The organism is Vibrio jasicida 090810c, assembly GCF_002887615.1.
GTDB classification, from domain to species: domain Bacteria; phylum Pseudomonadota; class Gammaproteobacteria; order Enterobacterales; family Vibrionaceae; genus Vibrio; species Vibrio jasicida.
The window spans coordinates 2,892,590-2,912,498 of record NZ_CP025792.1 but is presented as its reverse complement, the minus strand read 5'-3'; the positions used below and the strand labels follow the sequence as shown (position 1 = coordinate 2,912,498).

14 protein-coding genes are annotated in these 19,909 nt (G+C 46.0%); 7 read left to right on the top strand and 7 right to left on the bottom strand.

Annotation, left to right across the window (positions count from 1 at the left end; translation table 11 throughout):
* The first annotated feature begins 1 nt into the window (after nt 1).
* The 7 genes from C1S73_RS13970 to C1S73_RS13940 all read left to right on the top strand — a co-directional run bounded on the left by C1S73_RS13970 (nt 2) and on the right by C1S73_RS13940 (nt 10,694).
* Nucleotides 2-985: an ABC transporter ATP-binding protein gene (locus C1S73_RS13970; RefSeq protein ID WP_005386550.1), complete on the top strand. Its 984-nt coding sequence runs from the start codon at nt 2-4 to the stop codon at nt 983-985.
* Nucleotides 986-1,034: 49 nt separating this feature from the next.
* Nucleotides 1,035-2,030, top strand: a complete 996-nt coding sequence (locus tag C1S73_RS13965; RefSeq protein ID WP_038865834.1) for an ABC transporter ATP-binding protein — start codon at nt 1,035-1,037, stop codon at nt 2,028-2,030.
* A 72-nt stretch (nt 2,031-2,102) separates the two neighbouring features.
* Entirely contained in the window at nt 2,103-3,842 is a 1,740-nt protein-coding gene (locus C1S73_RS13960; protein WP_038865832.1) for a glycoside hydrolase family 9 protein, read from the top strand.
* A gap of 2 nt (nt 3,843-3,844) precedes the next feature.
* Entirely contained in the window at nt 3,845-4,735 is an 891-nt protein-coding gene (locus C1S73_RS13955) for a glucosamine kinase nucleotide-binding domain-containing protein (protein WP_038865831.1), read from the top strand.
* Nucleotides 4,736-4,743: 8 nt separating this feature from the next.
* A complete protein-coding gene (locus C1S73_RS13950) occupies nt 4,744-6,663 on the top strand; it encodes a beta-N-acetylhexosaminidase (RefSeq protein ID WP_038865829.1) in 1,920 nt (639 codons plus the stop codon).
* An 84-nt stretch (nt 6,664-6,747) separates the two neighbouring features.
* Nucleotides 6,748-9,156, top strand: a complete 2,409-nt coding sequence (locus C1S73_RS13945; RefSeq protein ID WP_038865827.1) for a glycoside hydrolase family 94 protein — start codon at nt 6,748-6,750, stop codon at nt 9,154-9,156.
* 125 nt (nt 9,157-9,281) lie between these two features.
* Nucleotides 9,282-10,694 (top strand): phosphoglucomutase/phosphomannomutase family protein, encoded by a 1,413-nt coding sequence (locus C1S73_RS13940; protein WP_038865824.1) that lies wholly within the window; start codon nt 9,282-9,284, stop codon nt 10,692-10,694.
* 93 nt (nt 10,695-10,787) lie between these two features.
* On the opposite strand, the gene C1S73_RS13935 is transcribed toward C1S73_RS13940, so the two are convergent.
* The 7 genes from C1S73_RS13935 to acnB all read right to left on the bottom strand — a co-directional run bounded on the left by C1S73_RS13935 (nt 10,788) and on the right by acnB (nt 19,830).
* Nucleotides 10,788-11,819 carry an ABC transporter ATP-binding protein gene (locus C1S73_RS13935; protein ID WP_038865822.1) on the bottom strand — a complete coding sequence of 344 codons (1,032 nt, stop codon included), beginning with the start codon at nt 11,817-11,819 and terminating at the stop codon, nt 10,788-10,790.
* Nucleotides 11,819-13,444: an ABC transporter permease gene (locus tag C1S73_RS13930; protein WP_038865820.1), complete on the bottom strand. Its 1,626-nt coding sequence runs from the start codon at nt 13,442-13,444 to the stop codon at nt 11,819-11,821. The genes C1S73_RS13935 and C1S73_RS13930 overlap by 1 nt, the downstream gene beginning before the upstream one ends.
* Nucleotides 13,445-13,543: 99 nt before the next feature.
* The gene (locus C1S73_RS13925) at nt 13,544-14,557 is read right to left on the bottom strand and encodes a Fe(3+) ABC transporter substrate-binding protein (RefSeq protein ID WP_038865817.1); all 1,014 of its coding nucleotides are present in this window, start codon (nt 14,555-14,557) and stop codon (nt 13,544-13,546) included.
* 151 nt (nt 14,558-14,708) lie between these two features.
* Nucleotides 14,709-15,938 (bottom strand): ammonium transporter, encoded by a 1,230-nt coding sequence (locus C1S73_RS13920; protein ID WP_038865815.1) that lies wholly within the window; start codon nt 15,936-15,938, stop codon nt 14,709-14,711.
* A 25-nt stretch (nt 15,939-15,963) separates the two neighbouring features.
* Nucleotides 15,964-16,302 carry a P-II family nitrogen regulator gene (locus tag C1S73_RS13915; RefSeq protein WP_005439398.1) on the bottom strand — a complete coding sequence of 113 codons (339 nt, stop codon included), beginning with the start codon at nt 16,300-16,302 and terminating at the stop codon, nt 15,964-15,966.
* A 188-nt stretch (nt 16,303-16,490) separates the two neighbouring features.
* Complete coding sequence (locus C1S73_RS13910) at nt 16,491-16,859, bottom strand: YacL family protein (protein WP_038865812.1); 369 nt, start codon at nt 16,857-16,859, stop codon at nt 16,491-16,493.
* Nucleotides 16,860-17,241: 382 nt separating this feature from the next.
* Nucleotides 17,242-19,830 (bottom strand): bifunctional aconitate hydratase 2/2-methylisocitrate dehydratase, encoded by a 2,589-nt coding sequence (gene acnB, locus C1S73_RS13900; protein WP_038870528.1) that lies wholly within the window; start codon nt 19,828-19,830, stop codon nt 17,242-17,244.
* Between the last annotated feature and the right edge of the window lie 79 nt (nt 19,831-19,909).

Genomic DNA, 19,909 nt, shown 5'->3' with positions numbered 1-19,909 from the left:
CATGACTGCACCACTAATTTCTATCCGTAACCTATGCGTAGACTACATTACAGATGCGGGCGATGTCCGCGCCTGTAACAACGTCAGCTTTGACATCGCACCCGGCGAAGTATTCGGCCTAGCTGGTGAATCAGGCTGTGGTAAATCGACTGTTGCCTTCTCGCTAATGCGCCTTCATAAGCCGCCTGCGTTTATCACTGGTGGTGAGGTTATTTTCAATGGCGAAGATATCCTCCAGTACAGTGATGACCGTATGCAAGCGTTCCGTTGGAGCGAAATGTCGATGGTATTCCAGAGTGCGATGAACGCTTTGAACCCTGTTCTTACTATGGAAGAACAGTTCTGCGACGTCATCATGCGTCATACCAATATGACGCGAGCTCAAGCAAAAACACGAGCTGAAGGTCTTCTGGAAATCGTTGATATCCACCCAAGCCGCTTAAGCGACTACCCACACCAGTTCTCTGGTGGTATGCGTCAGCGTCTAGTAATCGCAATCGCTTTGGCTCTGAACCCAAAAATGATCATCATGGATGAACCAACTACCGCACTAGATGTAGTAGTTCAACGTGAAATTCTACAAAAGATTTACGCGCTTAAAGAAGAGTTTGGTTTCTCAATCCTGTTCATCACGCATGATTTGTCTTTGATGGTCGAGTTCTCTGACCGTATCGGCATCATGTACTCAGGTGAATTAATTGAAGTTGCACCTTCTAAGCAGATTCTGGAGAGTCCTTACCACCCTTACACCAAAGGTTTGGGTAGCTCTTTCCCTCCACTAACTGGTCCAAAGACCAAATTGACTGGTATTCCGGGTAACCCGCTGAACTTGCTAGAAGTACCACAAGGTTGCCGCTTCCAAGCTCGTTGCGACCGCGTACATGAAGCATGTACACGAGTACCAACGCAACTGCGTCAAATTGAACCAGGTCGTCTATCAAATTGTCATTTGTACGGCGACACCATTGCTCAAGCTAAGGTTTAACAACAAAAAATAACGCTAGCTAAGAACAAAAATTACACTGGAGAGAATTATGAGCAAACAATTCGGCGAACTGCTGATTGAAGGTAAAAATGTCGTTAAGGACTTCCCTTTAAACAGTAACTCAATCAAACAATCTAAGATGCGTGCAATCAACGACGTATCTTTCAAAATGTACAAGAGCCGTGGCTTGTCAGTGGTAGGTGAATCTGGTTCAGGTAAGTCTACTACTGCAAAAATGATTGCTAAAATGTACGCACCAACCGATGGCATCATCGAGTACAAAGGTCGTGATATTCAAGACATCACCTCTCGTCACGATTTGATGACTTACCGTGAAGGTGTGCAAATGGTATGGCAAGACCCGTTTGGCTCGCTAAACCCTACACACAACATCTTCCACCATATTGCTCGCCCACTTCTGATCCACAAGAAGGTTTCTCCGGGCAACAAAAAAGAGTTGGAAGAGCGCGTGTACGACCTACTCGAACAAGTTGGTCTTATTCCACCAAAGGAAACTGCCCAAAAATTCCCACATCAACTTTCTGGCGGTCAACGCCAGCGTGTGAACTTGGCTCGTAACATTGCGGTTGGTGCAGAAGTGGTACTGGCTGACGAACCAACATCAATGCTTGATGTATCGATCCGTGCCGGTGTTCTTAACCTGATGGAAGAGATGAAATTTGAGAAACAAATGTCTCTTCTTTACATCACGCACGACATCGCGACAGCGCGTTACATCGCTGAAGATCTAGCGGTTATGTACGTCGGCCACATGGTTGAGTGGGGTGACACAGAGGAAATCATTCACGATCCTCAACACCCATACACACAACTGCTGGTTTCTGCCGTTCCTGATCCATCAAAGTCAATCCACGAGAAGTTGAAAGGCAACAAAGGCGAGATACCACTTTGGACGCCAGAATCAGTTGGTTGTCCATTCGCAGGACGCTGTGTTCATGCCACAGACAAATGTCGTGAGCGACTGCCTGCTGTAACTCAGCTATCTGACAACCACTTTGTTCGTTGTTACTTATTTGAAGATTAATCATAACGAGGGTCAGGTATAAATCTGGCCCCTTTTTCCCTTTATATTTTATTGTTTCCCGGAGAAACTTGAATGCTGCTACTGACTAACCACATTGGTTACGAGCGTCTGGGCCCTAAAAAAGCGATCATCCAGACAAGCCAACCACGTCTGTCTTCTTATACTGCTTTATTGGTTTGTGCGGACAGCCACCAAACTGTCGCTACGCTAACAGTGGAAAAGCAAGGCAAAGTAGCGAGCTGGCATCAAGGTCATTTCTATCTTGTAGACTTTTCTTCATTTAATACTCCTGGTAACTACTACCTTCGTTTCGATCATTTGCGTTCATCTCACTTTGAAATTGGTGAACATATTCTTCTCGATCAAACACTATCTGACGTGATCCACTACTTTAAGTCTCAACGTTGTGGTGGCATTTTTGATCAACAAGATCGTCAGGTTCCACTGCTAAATTCCGACGAAACCGCAGATGTTCACGGCGGTTGGTATGACGCTTCAGGCGATGTCAGTAAATATCTGAGTCACTTGTCATACGCAAACTACCTAAACCCACAGCAGACACCAATGGTGGTGTGGAACATGTTGAAAGGTTCGTCTCTGCTTGAAGGCAACGACAAACTGGCTAAATTCACTTCTACTCGCCTTATTGAAGAAGCCCTGTTCGGTGCAGACTTCCTTGTTCGTATGCAAAACGAAAAAGGCTTCTTCTACATGACCGTGTTCGACAAGTGGAGTAAAGACACAGCTCAACGTCAAATCTGCGCCTACGAAACCCAACTTGGTCATAAGTTTGATGACTACCAAGCCGGTTACCGACAAGGTGCTGGCGTTAGCATTGCGGCATTAGCTTCAGCAGCACGTCTGGAGTTTCACGGTGAGTTCGACCAACAAAAATACCGTAATGCAGCAGAAAACGGCTACTGGCACTTAAAAGAGCACAACACCCAATATCTAAACGATGGTGAAGAGAACATCATCGATGAATACTGCGCATTGCTTGCAGCCGTTGAGCTATTCAAGACCACCAAAGAAACACGCTACCTAGAAGACAGCCGCGTATGGGCAAATCGTCTTTCTGCTCGTCAAATGAGTGATGAGCACATTCAACATTTTTGGGCTGCCAATCATGATGGCAGCCGCCCTTACTTCCATGCGGCAGAAGCAGGGCTTCCTGTTATCGCGCTATGTGAATACTTGGCGATTGAAGACGACTCTGAGCGCGCTTCAGTAGCAAAACAAATCATCACCCAAGCTTGTGAGTTTGAAGTCTCTATCACCAATAGAGTGAAGAACCCATTTGGTTACCCGCGCCAATATGTAAAAGGCGTGGACGAAGCAAAACGTGATGCGTTCTTTGTGGCACACAACAATGAATCGGGTTACTGGTGGCAAGGTGAGAATGCTCGCTTAGGTTCACTGGCAACCATGGCGTATTTGGCGCAACCATTTATTGAGTCAGAAACTCTAAAGCAGCAGCTTTCTAAACTCGCACAAGATTCTATCAACTGGATTGTGGGCCTGAACCCGTACGACATGTGCATGTTGGACGGTCATGGCCGTAACAATCCGGACTACCTTCCTCAATATGGCTTCTTCAACGCAAAAGGTGGCGTTTGCAACGGTATCACCGGCGGTTTCGAAGATGAGGAAGACATTGCATTTAATCCACCAGCACAGAAAGACGACATGCTTCAGAACTGGCGTTGGGGAGAACAATGGATCCCGCATGGCGCTTGGTACCTACTCGCAGTAATGAGTCAGGCTCAGCACATTTCGACTTTAGCGAACTCTCAAGAAATTAAGGAGCAATAACCATGGGGATGTATTTTGTAGGTATTGACGGCGGCGGCACTTCATGCCGAGCCCGTATCAAAGACGCGCAAGGTAACTTCATTGGTGAAGCGAAAAGCGGCAGTGCAAACATCATGCTGGGAGCGGAAGTCGCAATGGCATCCATTCTTGAATCAATAGCTTCAGCAGCGCAGCAAGGCGGCCTAACTCAGCAAGACTTTGCCTCTATGCACGTTGGCTTAGCTCTTGCGGGAGCTGAACACAAAACCTCTTGGCAAGCATTCATGGCTTTGGAACACCCATTTGCCAGTATGACACTCAACACTGATGCTTACGGTGCTTGTATTGGCGCGCACAGCGGTAAAGATGGCGCAATTATGATTGCTGGAACCGGTTCTTGCGGTATTTTCCTGAAAGGCCTTGAGCAGCACGTTGTTGGTGGACGTGAGTTCCCGATCTCCGACCAAGGCGGTGGCGCAGTAATGGGATTACGCCTGATTCAACAAGTCTTGCTAGCAGAAGATGGCATCCGTGAAAAAACACCTCTAGCAGCGCATGTCATGGCTCATTTTGAAAATGACATCGACAACATAGTGGCATGGTCTAAACAAGCTCTACCTCGCGATTACGGTCAATTTTCTCCAGCAATTTTCCAACATGCAGAACAAGGTGATGCACTAGCGATTGAAATGCTTAAGCAGACCGCTGCCGATATTGAGATGTTTCTGGTTGCGTTAAACAAACGCGGGGCGACTCGTATTTGCTTAATGGGCAGTATTGCTGAACGCATCCTGCATTGGCTGTCACCGCCCGTTCAACAATGGGTGGTAGAGCCTCAATTTGATGCGATTGAAGGAGCTATTATGTTTGCTGGTAAACCAGAGCATAACCTTTACGCCGTGAGTGTTGAGTAGGAGTGAGCATGGAATATCGTGTTGATCTAGTGGTCCTTTCTGAGCAAAAACAAAACTGCCGTTTTGGGCTCACCTTTCACAATTTGAGCGACCAAGACCTAAACAATTGGAGCCTGACTTTCGCTTTCGACCGCTATATTCTTCCAGACAGCGTTTCAAATGGTCAACTGACTCAAATTGGTAGCTTTTGCACACTTAAACCGGAAGGTATGGTACTGGCTGCCAACCATCACTATTACTGTGAATTCAGTATTGGTTCAAACCCATTCCGTTATTACTCGGATGGATTTAATGAAGCCATGATTGACTTTGTCGTTGACGGAAATCCACAACGCGCACAAGTTGATGTTACTCCTATCGTTTTGGCCTCACCTTATCGCGAACGCAGTGATATTCCAGCAAGCTTAACGCATGCACAGCCTTTATTACCAAAGCCCAACCATATTGAAGTGAGTGACCTGTCGTTTAGCTTCGATGAGCAAGTTGGTGTCGCGATATACACAGATTTAGCGAATTCAGCAAAAGCATGGTTGCTGGAAGAGCTTGAACGCATTCACCAATTCAAATTGTCTTCTTCTAACAGTGGGAAAATCTTATTCAAAAGTAACCCAACACTGGACGAAGGTACTTACAGACTTAAAGTATCTGAAGAGTCGATCAAGATTGAGGCAGGGTCTTCGTCTGGCTTTACCCATGCTTGTGCGACCTTATTGCAACTACTAAAACGAGACGAGAGTGCCAACACTATGGAAGTGGTGTGCTGCTCTATCAAAGACAGTCCTCGCTTTCGCTACCGTGGCATGATGTTGGACTGCGCTCGTCATTTCCACTCGGTAGAGCAAGTAAAACGCCTCATCAATTTGTTGGCACATTACAAATTCAATACCTTCCATTGGCACCTAACGGACGATGAAGGTTGGCGTATCGAGATTAAGTCCTTACCTCAACTAACAGACATTGGCGCTTGGCGTGGTATCGATGAAACCATCGAACCGCAATACACCCATTTAACTCAGCGTTACGGCGGTTTCTACACTCAAGAGCAAATTAAAGACGTGGTGGCTTTTGCAGCACAGCGTGGCATCACTATCATCCCTGAGATTGACGTTCCTGGGCATTGCCGCGCAGCAATCAAATCTCTGCCACACCTACTTGTTGAAGCGGAAGACAAAACCGAATATCGCAGCATTCAGCACTATAACGATAATGTCATCAACCCTGCTCTGCCGGGTAGTTACGAGTTTATCGACAAAGTACTTGAAGAAGTAGCAGCTCTATTCCCAGCGCCTTATGTCCATATTGGGGCAGACGAAGTACCTAATGGCGTGTGGTCTAAGAGCCCTTCTTGCCAAGCTCTTATGGAGCAATTGAGTTATACCGATTACAAAGAGCTACAAGGGCACTTCTTACGTCATGCAGAAGACAAGCTACGAAAATTAGGCAAACGAATGGTAGGTTGGGAAGAAGCCCAACACGGCAACAAAGTGAGTAAAGATACAGTGATCTACTCATGGCTAAGCGAAGAAGCTGCATTGAACTGCGCTCGCCAAGGTTTTGATGTAGTGCTGCAACCAGCACAAACCACCTACCTCGACATGACCCAAGACTATGCACCAGAAGAGCCAGGTGTTGACTGGGCAAACCCATTGCCATTAGAGAAAGCATACAACTATGAGCCATTAGCAGAAGTCCCTGCTGATGACCCAATCAGAAAGCGCATTTGGGGCATTCAAACTGCCTTGTGGTGCGAAATCATCAACAACCCATCGCGTATGGACTACATGATTTTCCCTCGCTTAACAGCCATGGCAGAAGCATGTTGGACTGAAAAACAACACCGCGATTGGACCGACTATTTATCACGTTTGAAAGGGCACCTTCCTCTGCTTGATTTGCAGGGAGTGAATTACCGTAAACCGTGGAAGTAATACCAAGCTAGATGACAATACATCTTGCTTAAAGAATTATTAAATTTGACTGCAAACGCAGTATTGTAAAAAGGAAATACACAAATGAAATACGGCTATTTCGATAACGAGAATCGCGAATACGTCATCACTCGCCCTGACGTACCAGCGCCATGGACTAACTACCTAGGTACTGAGAAGTTCTGTACCGTTATCTCGCACAACGCAGGCGGCTACTCGTTCTATAACTCTCCAGAATACAACCGTGTTACTAAATTCCGTCCAAACACGACATTCGATCGTCCTGGGCACTACGTTTACTTACGTGATGATAAGACAGGTGATTACTGGTCAATCTCTTGGCAACCAGTTGCAAAAAGCCTAGATGAAGCAAACTACGAAGTTCGCCATGGCTTGTCTTACTCTAAGTTCAAATGTGAATACAACGGTATTACAGCAACGAAAACCCTATTCGTACCAAAAGGCGAAGACGCTGAAGTTTGGGATGTGGTTATCAAGAACACTTCAGACAAGCCGCGCACAATCAGTGCATTCTCGTTTGTAGAATTTTCGTTCAGCCATATTCAATCAGACAACCAAAACCACCAGATGTCTCTGTACTCTGCAGGCACGTCTTACAATGAAGGTGTGATTGAATACGACTTGTACTATAACACCAACGATTTCGAAGGTTTCTACTACCTAGCTTCAACGTTTGACCCAGATTCATACGACGGCCAACGTGACAGCTTCCTAGGTCTATACCGCGACGAAGCAAACCCACTAGCAGTAGAACAAGGTAAATGTTTTAACACCGCACAAACGTGTTACAACCACTGTGGCTCTCTACACAAGCAATTTACTATCCAACCAGGTGAAGAAGTTCGTTTCGCATACATCCTAGGTATCGGTAAAGGCAACGGCGACCGCCTTCGCGCTAAATACCAAGATCTCGCTGAAGTAGACAATGCATTTGCGGGCATCAAAGCACACTGGGATGAGCGTTGTAATAAATTCCAAGTGAAATCACCAAACGAAGGTTTAGATACCATGATCAATGCTTGGACCCTATACCAAGCAGAAACTTGTGTGGTGTGGTCTCGCTTTGCTTCGTTCATCGAAGTGGGTGGTCGTACTGGTCTTGGCTACCGCGATACAGCGCAAGATGCGATTTCTGTTCCTCACGCCAACCCGGCAATGACCCGCAAGCGTCTTGTTGACCTACTTCGTGGCCAAGTGAAAGCAGGTTACGGTCTGCACCTGTTCGATCCAGACTGGTTCGATCCTGAGAAAGCTGATGTTAAGCCATCTAAATCTCCAACCGTCGTTCCAACGCCTTCTGATGAAGACAAGATCCACGGCATCGAAGACACGTGTTCAGATGATCACCTATGGCTAGTTCCAACCATCTGTAAGTACGTGATGGAAACGGGTGAGCACAGTTTCTTTGACGAAGTGATCCCTTACGCAGACGGCGGTGATGCAACCGTTTATGACCACATGAAAGCAGCGCTAGACTTCTCGGCTGAATACGTCGGTCAAACCGGTATCTGTAAAGGTCTACGCGCAGACTGGAACGACTGTCTGAACCTAGGTGGTGGTGAATCTTCAATGGTGTCGTTCCTACATTTCTGGGCACTGCAAGAGTTCATTGACCTAGCGAAATACCTAGGTAAAGAATCGGATGTTGAGAAATACACAGTTATGGCAGCAAACGTTCGTGAAGCGTGTGAAACACACCTTTGGGACGACGAAGGCGGTTGGTACATCCGTGGTCTGACGAAGAATGGTGACAAGATCGGTACAGCGCAACAAGCGGAAGGCCGAGTGCACCTTGAGTCAAACACGCTAGCAGTACTTTCTGGTGCGGTTTCTCAAGAGCGCGGTGAAAAAGCGATGGACGCAGTCGATGAGAACCTGTTCTCTGAGTACGGCCTGCATCTAAACTCACCATCATTTGCAACGCCGAACGATGACATCGGTTTCGTGACTCGTGTTTACCAAGGCGTAAAAGAGAACGGTGCAATCTTCTCGCATCCAAACCCATGGGCTTGGGTAGCTGAAGCGAAACTGGGTCGTGGTGATCGTGCAATGAAATTCTACGATGCACTTAACCCATACAACCAGAACGACATCATCGAAAAACGTATTGCAGAACCTTACTCATACGTGCAGTTCATCATGGGTCGTGACCACCAAGACCACGGTCGTGCAAACCACCCATGGTTAACAGGTACATCTGGCTGGGCATACTTCGCAGTTACCAACTTTATCCTTGGTGTGCGAACAGGCTTTGATGGTCTGACTATCGATCCATGTATCCCAACGAACTGGCCAGGCTTCGAAGTGACTCGCCAATGGCTAGGTGCAACGTACAACATCAAAGTCGTTAACCCAGACTCAGTAAGCAAAGGCGTTAAGTCGATTACTGTGAACGGTGAAGCAGTAAATGGTGCCTCTGTACCAGTTCAAGCGGAAGGTTCAGTAAACGAAGTTATCGTTACTCTAGGTTAATCATCTCTTAGGGGAGAGCTTCTCCCCTTTTGATTTATCCGATGCACTTGAATTCGATAAGTGCATCGGTTCGCTAGCAAAGATTTAAGAAGCGGTGGGACGCCGCTCTTATCGAGGATCGAATCATGATCAAATTTGGTACAGGCGGCTGGCGTGCATTTATCGGTGAGGAGTTCACTAAAGATAATGTACGTTTGGTTGCTCAAGCAGTCGCAAACATTACCAACGCTGAGTCCGTTGCTGATCGCGGCTTTATTATCGGTTATGACCGCCGTTTTCTTTCTGATAAAGCTGGTCGCTGGTTTGCTGAAGTTTTGGCAGCAAATGGCATCGTAGTTAGCTTTATCGATAAGTTCGTGCCGACGCCTATCGTGATGTTTAAAGCAAAAGAGATGGGCTGTGCATACTCTGCGTGTATTACAGCCTCACACAACCCTGCGGATTATAACGGCATCAAAGTCTTCATCGAAGGTGGGCGTGATGCCGATGAAATCATCACAGAAAAAATTGAGTCTCAAATCGCAACGCTTACAGCACAAGATGTGAAAAGCGTCGATTTTGATCAGGCAGTACAAGACAAACTGATTGATATTATTAACCCGATGAACGAGTTCGTCGATTCGATCATCGACTTTATCGACATTGAAGCCATCAAAAAAGCGAACCTTCGCGTTTTGGTCGACCCGATGTTTGGTGTTGCTAAAAATGCGCTGCAAACCGTATTGATTAATGGCCGCTGTGAAGTAGACGTAATCAACGACGGTAAGAACCCTGACTTTGGCGGCTTAATGCCATCACCAAATGCAGCAACCCTTTACCGCTTGATGCACCTTGTCGAGCAAGAAGGCTATGACATCGGTATTGGTACCGATGGTGATGCGGACCGTCTTGGTATTATCGACGAGAAAGGCAACTTTATTCACCCGAATGAAGTGCTACTACTGCTTTACTACTACTTGCTCGAATACAAAGGTTGGACCGGTTCAGTAGTGCGTAATATCGCAACAACACACTTGTTAGACAAAGTTGCGGAAGACCACGGTGAGAAGTGCTTTGAAGTACCTGTAGGCTTTAAGCACATCAGCTCTCAAATGGAAGCTGACGACTCACTAATTGGCGGTGAAAGCTCTGGCGGCTTAACTATTCGTGGCCATATTAAAGGCAAAGATGGTGTATTTGCATCAAGCCTATTAGTAGAAATGATTTCAGTCACTGGTAAGAAACTGTCTGAGTTACTGGATGAAATCTACGGCAAATACGGATATGCCTACATGGCAGAAGGCGATTGCAAGTTCAAACCTGCGCAAAAAGAAGTGCTATTCAACAAGATTTATGTTGAGAAGCAGTTGCCTGAGTTTGAATTTGAGATCGAGAAAGTCAGCTACGAAGACGGTGCGAAAGTGTACTTCAAGAACGGCGGTTGGATTATTGCTCGCTTCTCAGGTACTGAGCCACTACTACGAATTTTTGCAGAAATGCAAGATAAGGACACTGCAGAACGTGTTCTTCAACAGTTTAAGGACTTCTTGTCTTTATAGCTGAACCTTGTGCTCGCTTTGAGCACAATCCTATAGGTGAAGAACACTTGCCCGGCATCAGCGCCGGGCCTTTTTATTTTATAGATGTAAACATTACGCGAAAGCTAATACACCTTGGGTTTCAACTTTTACTATCACACTATCCCCGACATTCAACGCCTGAGCTGAAGTAGCCAACAGTCGGTCACCATTGACATCTATCACGTAGCGACAGTGATCCCCCATAAAGTGCTGTTCAAGTACTTTGATTGCACTCTCTTCATCCGCAGTAATTTGAACATGTTGAGGACGAAGCAGTAATGCACACTCATCATCTACTTGGATTTCCTGCTGAGCATTGGCTTCCACCACACCTAGGTGGGTTTGATATTCATTGTCGGAAATTCTCTTCGCAACAAGGTAGCTACCACCACCTAAGAAGTCCGCAACAAATTTGCTCAAAGGCTGGTAGTAAAGTTCAGATGCCGTGCCGTACTGCTCAATCACACCATGGTTCATCACTGCCATCTTATCGGCAAAAGCAAACGCTTCTTCACGGCTATGGGTGACAAAAATCGCGGTAACCCCCTGTTCTTTGAAGATTTTACGGATCTCACGGATCAGTTCATGACGAACTTGGGTATCAATATTGGAAAACGGTTCATCCAACAACAGAAGGTCTGGTTTGTAAGCCAATGAACGAGCAATCGCCACACGTTGCTGCTGGCCGCCAGAAAGTTGGTGAGGATAACGGTCACCGTAACCTTTAAGGTGAACCAAGCCGAGCATTTCTTCGACTTTAATCAGCTTTTGCTGCGCCGATTCGTTCTTCAAACCAAAAGCAATGTTCTCAGCGACTGTCAGGTGCGGGAACAAAGCGTAATCTTGGAAGATCATACCGATATTACGCTGCTCTGGTGGTAGCCAGTTTTTACCGTCATCAATCGTAAGACAGTTCAAACTCATTTGACCTGAACTCAGAGGAAGCAGGCCAGCAATCGCTTTTAAAAGCGTTGTCTTACCGCAGCCACTCGCGCCAAGTAGGCAGACAATCTGACCTTGCTCAACTTCGAGAGAAAGTGATTCAAGGACAGTCTGGTCGTCATACTGACAAGTTAGGTTTTTAATGGATAATGCGCAGCTCATCAATGACTTTGCTCCAGTGAACGGTTAACAACTACAAGCGGGATTAACCCAACAAGGACCAGTAATACTGCTGGCAGAGCAGCAAGTTCTAAATGCTCATCCGAAGCGAAGTTGTATACATACGTCGCTAAGGTTTCAAAGTTAAATGGTCGCAATAGTAATGCAGCATTCAGCTCTTTCATTGACTCAATAAACACCAACAAACCAGCAATTAGTGCACCACGTTTAACCAACGGGAAATGCACTCGCCAAAGCATGGTATTTGGCGTACAGCCCATAGTACGGGAAGCCATATCCAACGATGGAGAGATCTTATTTAAGTTACTTTCCACACTGCCAATTGCAACAGCCGAGAAACGTACCACCATCGCGAAAATCAGCGCAAACATAGAACCAGAGAAAATAAGCCCAGGTCTACCCCATTCCATCGCTTTCGCAATATCGTTAACACGGTGATCCATAAACAACACAGCAACCATCACACCGATAGCCAGTACCGTACCGGGGACGGCATAGCCCAACGAAGACAAACGCATAAACGCCAAGCTAGAGCGGCCGCCATTTACGCGTTGACTGAAGTTCACAGTCAACGCAATCGCAACACCAATGATTGCAGCCACGACTGACACCACCAAACTGTTCCATGCGTATTCACGAAACTCCGGCGTCCAACTTTGTGCAAAGTAAGTGATGGCGTAATCAATTAACTGTAGCAATGGGAAGATAAACGCGATTGCCACCAAGCCCCAACACCAAATTAATGCGCCCCACTTTCGCCAACCTCGTAGCTCATAACGGAAGTCTTCATGACTATTAAACTGACTTTGGAACAGCTTCTGCTTACGACGGCTGTAGCGCTCTGCACTCAATAACAACACTACAATCATCAACATCATTGCTGAGATTTTCGCGGCTGCATTGAGGTTCGAATACCCAAGCCAAGTATCGTAAACCGCCGTAGTAAGCGTGTTCACAGCAAAATAGCTGACGGTTCCGAAGTCACCGATGGTTTCCATCGCTACCAGAGACAAACCAACAGCGATAGAGGGTCTTACAAGCGGTAAAGAGATACGCCAAAAGCTTTCCCAAGGGGAACATTTTAACAAGCGAGCACTCTGCAGTAGAGAAACGTTCTGCTCCATAAATGCAGCACGACAAAGCAAGTAAACGTATGGGTAAAGAACAAGAGAAAGAACGAAGGTCGCACCACCTAAGGTCCGAATATCAGGGAACCAATACTCACCTGGGCCCCATCCCGTTATATCACGTAAGAAGATTTGAATTGGCCCAGCAAAATCAAACCAATCCGTAAAAATGTAACCAATGATATAACCCGGCATCGCAAGTGGTAGAACTAAGGCCCACTGCAACCACTTCTCAGTTGGCAATTTACACATCGCCATAAACCAAGCACTTGGAATACCCAGAATCAAAGAAAGAAGCATCACACCTGCAGTCAGAACTACGGTGTTATAGATATAGGTAGGCATGACCGTCGACATCAAGTGTGTGAACAAGTCATCTGTCTCGCCAATGGCGGTATAGAAGATCGCTAAGATCGGCAAAACCAGTAACAGGGTGATAGCCCCACTACTGGTTTTCCATAGAGAATGTTTATTCTTCATTGCCTAAATACTGCAAGGCTTTATGAAATACAAATGCGGCTGCAAATACATCTCATATCCTTTAATAAAATGGGGGTACAGTTATACCCCCACATGGAATTAAAGGTCAAATTTCACTTCATCTAGTAGCTTGATTGCTGCTTCATGGTGAGAAGCAATATCATCTAGAGAAATCGTATCTGCTTTGTAGTCACCCCAAGATTCCACAAGCTCAGAACGCTTAACACCTTCCTTCACTGGGTACTCGTAGTTTACTTCTGCGTACATTTGCTGCGCTTTGTCACCCGTTAGGAATTCCATAAGCTTCACAGCGTTGTCTTTGTTTGGAGAGAACTTCGCCATCGCCATACCAGAGATGTTCACGTGCGTACCTGTTGTCTCTTGGTTAGGGAAGTTGATGTATACCGCGTCTGCCCAAGCTTTTTGCTCTTTGTCGTTAACCATCTTACCTAGGTAGTAGCTGTTACCTAGAGAAACGTCACATAGACCTTCTTTGATTGCTTTAACTTGAGCACGGTCGTTACCTTGAGGCTTACGAGCTAGGTTCGCTTTTACGCCTTCTAGCCACTCTTTAGTCTCAGCTTCACCGTGGTGAGCGATCATAGAAGATACTAGAGATACGTTGTAAGGGTGCTTACCGCTACGAGTACAGATTTTGCCTTTGAACTCAGGCTTTGCTAGGTCAGCGTAGTTGAAGTCGTCACCTAGTTTGCCAACACGGTCACGTGAAGAGTAAACGTTACGAGTACGTAGAGTCAGAGCAAACCACTCGTTTTCTTTGTCTTGGTACTGTGCTGGTACGTTTTCTTCGATGATTTTGCTGTCTACCTTTTGAACCAGACCTTTGTTTGTCAGTTCAGCTAGACGGCTGATATCTGTGGTAAGGATTACGTCAGCTGGGCTGTATTCGCCTTCTTGAGCCAACTTCTCTGCTAGACCTTTTTTCGCAAACTTCACGTTTACTTTAATGCCAGTTTCTTTAGTGAACTCGTTGAACATAGGTTCAACTAGGAAAGGTTGACGGTAAGAGTACACGTTCACTTCTTCAGCAGCCATTGCCGTTGGAGCCAGAGTAGCGTAAGTAATCGCTGAAAGAGTTAGCAGTTTTTTCATTGTTTAATCCTTTACCATGCTAATGATAACGTTTATCAGTTGCGTTATTATATGCATGTTCAATAAGAAAACAATTAATCAATAAAAAAACCTGCTCATTGGAGCAGGTTTTTTAATGTTAAGTTTGTAACTATTTATTACATTGTGAGTGTTATTTCACAGTCACGAATTCTGGGTAAGCACCAACACCACAGTCGTGCATATCCATACCTTCTAACTCTTCGTCTTCCGATACGCGGATACCGACTGTCGCTTTCAGGATTGCCCATACCACTAGGCTTGCACCAAATACCCAAGCAAAGATAACTGCCGCACCTAGAAGCTGTGCACCAAACGTTGCATCACCGTTGCTCAGTGGCACAACCATTAGGCCGAAGAAACCACACACACCGTGAACTGAGATAGCACCTACTGGATCATCAATCTTAATCTTATCCAAACCGATGATGCTGAATACTACTAGCGCGCCTGATACCGCACCAATCGCCACAGCATAAAGCGGTGATGGTGATAGAGGGTCAGCCGTGATAGCAACAAGACCAGCTAACGCACCGTTCAAAATCATCGTTAGGTCTGCTTTACCCCAAGTTGTTTTACATACAAATAGTGCGGCAATTGCACCTGCTGCAGCTGCAGCGTTGGTGTTTAGGAAAATTTGACCAACTGCAGTCGCGTTCTCAAAATCCGAAACCATAAGTTGAGAACCGCCGTTGAAACCGAACCAACCGAACCAAAGGATAAACGTACCCAATGTAGCAAGAGGCATGTTTGAACCTGGGATTGGGTAGATTTCGCCATTTTTACCGTATTTACCTTTACGTGCACCCAGTAATAGTACGCCAGCTAATGCTGCTGAAGCACCCGCCATGTGTACGATACCTGAGCCCGCAAAGTCACTAAAGCCTGCTTCTGATAGGAAGCCACCACCCCAAGTCCAGTAACCTTCCATTGGGTAAATAAATGCAGTCAGTACCGCTGAGAAAATTAGGAAAGACCAAAGCTTCATACGCTCTGCAACCGCGCCAGAAACCACTGACATTGCTGTTGCTACAAATACGACTTGGAAGAAGAAGTCCGACTCTAGAGAGTGGTCAGCACCTTCACCTTGTGTGCCAATTAGTGCACCAAATGATGGTAACCAACCGCCTTCACCGTTATCGACATACATAATGTTGTAGCCAACCAATAGGAACATGGTACAAGCGATCGCGTAAAGACAGATGTTTTTAGTTAGAATTTCTGTTGTGTTTTTAGAGCGAACTAAGCCCGCTTCTAGCATGGCAAAACCTGCTGCCATCCACATGACCAACGCACCGGAAATGAGGAAGAAAAAGGTGTCGAGTGCGTAACGTAATTCAGTTACCGTTGTTGTTAATTCCATGATAGTTCTCCAATCCCTTGAATTCTTAAAGTGCTTCTGCGTCCATTTCGCCAGTACGTATACGCACCGCTTGGTTTAAGTCGTAGACAAAAATCTTACCGTCACCAATCTTGCCGGTTTGCGCCGCTTTAGTGATGGCTTCTACCACGCGCTCCACATTGTCTGCATGGGTAGCGATTTCTAGTTTTACTTTTGGTAGAAAGTCGACTTGATACTCGGCGCCACGGTATAGCTCCGTGTGGCCTTTCTGACGACCAAAACCTTTAACCTCTGATACTGTCATCCCTTCAATACCGACATCAGCCAATGCTTCGCGTACATCGTCTAACTTAAAAGGTTTTATAATGGCATTAATGATTTTCATTGAATCTTCTCCGCAGCTTTCATCCTGAAACATTCATATTAATCCAAGCGGCGTGCCAACTTTTTATCCCATTGATTTTTATAGAATTAGTGAAATTAACAAACTTATAAACAAAAAGGGCGCACCATATCGGTGCACCCTTTTCACAAATATAAGGCAATCCTAATTAGACTACCCAAAACTGTGCATTAAATGTTCAAAAAGTCTTTCCATTGCTCTATCAAGGCACAAAAATCTTCTATACCACAGCTGGCTGTACTCTCTGCATCGTAGAAATCAAACTCGCTTTCCATTTCCACTTCATACTCATGGCCCAGCGCGTTTTCTTGCACTAGCACCTCATCACCGTGGATCATCAAACTGATCTCTGCACCGGTTAATCTATGCTCTTGAGATGGCGAAGAAAATGCCTGATTAATTAAAGCTTCTACCTGAGCAATTTTTGCTGGGTCTTTGCCTATTTCTTCTTGCAACCAACGACCCACAATCTCATGCCCCATGCTGCATTTGACATAGTATTCGCCCATCAATGTGTTGCGGATGAATTCAAATTCCATCGTGATCGCCTTTTCGTATCAATTTGGTGCGGAGTATACAGGGAGATATTGGATGGGAGAAGCGAGAGACGAGAGACGAGAGACGAGAGACGAGAGACGAGAGACGAGAGACGAGAGACGAGAGACGAGAGACGAGAGACGAGAGACGAGAGACGAGAGACGAGAGACGAGAGACGAGAGACGAGAGACGGTTTCATTTTATCTTTTGAGGGACAAAGACTATCAACGTGTTTTGAGCTCACACGTTTATCTTTAATATTCCAGCGCTTACTTCCCGATTCCTAGAGCGAAGCATTCTCTCTTTTCGAAGCGCAGCGTTCCACAAAAAAAGCGCCCACCAATCGGTGAGCGCTTATTCAAGTATTAACAAAACTTGCTAAGATTATGCAGGCTCTTGGAAGATCACATCATCTGCTTTCTTGGTGTACTGTTCCATCTTGTGGAAATTCAAGTAGCGGTATGTGTCTGCTGCTGTCGCATCAATCTGGTCCATGTAAGACAGGTATTCTTCCTTAGTTGGAATCTTACCTAGAATCGCACCAACCGCAGCAAGTTCAGCCGAGGATAGATAAACGTTCGCACCAGTACCTAGACGATTCGGGAAGTTACGAGTAGACGTCGACATTACCGTTGCTTTATCCGCAACACGAGCCTGGTTACCCATACATAGCGAGCACCCTGGCGTTTCAATACGAACGCCGGCACGGCCATAAATACCGTAGTAACCTTCTTCAGTTAGTTGGTCACGGTCCATCTTGGTTGGTGGTGCTACCCATAAACGAGTATCAAGCTGGCCGTTAAACTTGTCGAGCAATTTACCTGCTGCACGGAAGTGACCAATGTTCGTCATACAAGAACCGATAAATACTTCATCAATCTGAGTACCCTGAACGTCAGACAGAAGACGCGCATCATCTGGATCGTTAGGTGCACAAAGAATTGGTTCGTTGATTTCCGCTAGATCGATTTCAATCACATGTGCGTATTCAGCGTCTGAATCTGCTTCCATCAACTCTGGGTTTGCTAACCACTCTTCCATCGCAGTAATACGACGTTCGATTGTACGACGGTCACCGTAACCTTCCGAAATCATCCATTTAAGCATAGTGATGTTCGAGTTTAGGTATTCATCAATCGACTCTTGAGAAAGCTTCACAGTACAACCCGCTGCTGAGCGCTCTGCCGATGCATCTGAAAGTTCAAATGCTTGTTCCACAGACAGGTGTTCAACACCTTCAATTTCTAGGACACGGCCTGAGAATTCGTTGATCTTACCCGCTTTCTCTACTGTTAACAGGCCTTGCTTGATACCGTATAGAGGAATGGCGTGTACAAGATCACGTAGCGTGATACCTGGCTGCATCTCACCTTTAAAACGAACCAAGATTGATTCAGGCATATCAAGAGGCATAACGCCTGTTGCTGCTGCAAATGCCACTAGACCAGAACCTGCTGGGAATGAAATACCCAGAGGGAAACGAGTATGCGAATCACCACCAGTACCAACAGTATCTGGCAGAAGCATACGGTTCAGCCATGAGTGGATAACACCATCGCCTGGACGAAGCGATACACCGCCACGGTTCATAATGAAATCAGGTAGTGTGTGGTGCGTGTTCACGTCGACTGGTTTCGGATATGCTGACGTATGACAGAATGACTGCATCACGAGATCCGCTGAGAAACCAAGACACGCAAGATCTTTTAGCTCATCACGCGTCATAGGGCCTGTCGTATCCTGAGAACCTACCGTTGTCATCTTAGGCTCACAATATTGACCAGCACGCACACCTTCTACGCCACATGCTTTACCTACCATCTTCTGAGCTAATGTATAACCTTTGTCAGAAGCAGTTGGATCAACGGGTTTAGCAAACAAATCTGTCTCTTCAAGACCAAGAGCTACTCGAGCACGGCTCGTTAGACCACGACCGATGATCAATGGAATACGACCACCAGCACGTACCTCATCAAGCAGCACTTTACTCAGTTCAAAGCTTGAGATCTCAGAACCTTCTTTACGAACCACACCTTCGTACGGGTAAATGTCGATCACATCGCCCATATTCATGTCTTGTACGTTTAGTTCAATTGGTAACGCTCCTGAATCTTCCATCGTATTGTAGAAGATAGGCGCAATCTTACCGCCTAGACAGATACCACCAGTACGCTTGTTTGGTACAAATGGGATATCTTCGCCCATAAACCATAATACTGAGTTGGTCGCTGATTTACGCGAAGAACCCGTACCAACAACATCACCTACGTATGCTAGTGGAATGCCGTCTTTTTGCAGTTCTTCAATTTGGTTGATTGGACCAACGCTGCCAGGTTGATCCGGGTTTATGCCATCACGTTCCATCTTAAGCATCGCTTTCGCGTGTACTGGAATATCTGGACGAGACCAAGCATCTGGAGCTGGAGACAGGTCATCGGTGTTAGTTTCACCGGTTACCTTAAAGACTTTAACCGTGATTTTTTCCGCTACTTTCTCTTTCGTTGTAAACCACTCGGCTTCCGCCCAAGATTGAAGGACTTGTTGAGCGAACGTGTTGCCCGCTTTCGCTTTTTCTTCAACATCATAGAAAGCATCAAACATTAACAGGGTATGAGACAGTGCTTTTGCTGCGATAGCCGCAAGAACATCATCATCTAAAAACTCGACGAGCGGAGCGATGTTATAACCACCTTGCATCGTACCTAGTAATTCTGCTGCCTTTTCACGACTAACAAGTGGAGACGATACTTCGCCTTTAGCAACCGCAGTCAAAAAGCCAGCTTTAACATAAGCCGCTTCGTCTACGCCCGGTGGGATACGGTTCTCTAGCAGGTCAAGAATAAAGGCTTCTTCACCTTGCGGGGGATTTTTCAGAAGTTCAACAAGTCCAGCAACTTGTTCTGCGTCTAGCGGTTTAGGAACAACTCCTTCGGCAGCACGCTCTTCGACGTGTTTACGGTAGGCTTCAAGCACGACTTTTTCCTCTCATTGCGGTTCCTCCTTCTTATTACTGTTTTTAAAAGTAAAGGAGTGAACATCCTTGGAAACTTGG

Excerpts from the sequence above, each read along its gene's own strand:
- C1S73_RS13970 (WP_005386550.1), top strand. The coding sequence starts at position 2 with ATGACTGCACCACTAATTTCTATCCGTAACCTATGCGTAGACTACATT.
- C1S73_RS13965 (WP_038865834.1), top strand. The coding sequence starts at position 1,035 with ATGAGCAAACAATTCGGCGAACTGCTGATTGAAGGTAAAAATGTCGTT.
- C1S73_RS13960 (WP_038865832.1), top strand. The coding sequence starts at position 2,103 with ATGCTGCTACTGACTAACCACATTGGTTACGAGCGTCTGGGCCCTAAA.
- C1S73_RS13955 (WP_038865831.1), top strand. The coding sequence starts at position 3,845 with ATGGGGATGTATTTTGTAGGTATTGACGGCGGCGGCACTTCATGCCGA.
- C1S73_RS13950 (WP_038865829.1), top strand. The coding sequence starts at position 4,744 with ATGGAATATCGTGTTGATCTAGTGGTCCTTTCTGAGCAAAAACAAAAC.
- C1S73_RS13945 (WP_038865827.1), top strand. The coding sequence starts at position 6,748 with ATGAAATACGGCTATTTCGATAACGAGAATCGCGAATACGTCATCACT.
- C1S73_RS13940 (WP_038865824.1), top strand. The coding sequence starts at position 9,282 with ATGATCAAATTTGGTACAGGCGGCTGGCGTGCATTTATCGGTGAGGAG.
- C1S73_RS13935 (WP_038865822.1), bottom strand. The coding sequence starts at position 11,819 with ATGAGCTGCGCATTATCCATTAAAAACCTAACTTGTCAGTATGACGAC.
- C1S73_RS13930 (WP_038865820.1), bottom strand. The coding sequence starts at position 13,444 with ATGAAGAATAAACATTCTCTATGGAAAACCAGTAGTGGGGCTATCACC.
- C1S73_RS13925 (WP_038865817.1), bottom strand. The coding sequence starts at position 14,557 with ATGAAAAAACTGCTAACTCTTTCAGCGATTACTTACGCTACTCTGGCT.
- C1S73_RS13920 (WP_038865815.1), bottom strand. The coding sequence starts at position 15,938 with ATGGAATTAACAACAACGGTAACTGAATTACGTTACGCACTCGACACC.
- C1S73_RS13915 (WP_005439398.1), bottom strand. The coding sequence starts at position 16,302 with ATGAAAATCATTAATGCCATTATAAAACCTTTTAAGTTAGACGATGTA.
- C1S73_RS13910 (WP_038865812.1), bottom strand. The coding sequence starts at position 16,859 with ATGGAATTTGAATTCATCCGCAACACATTGATGGGCGAATACTATGTC.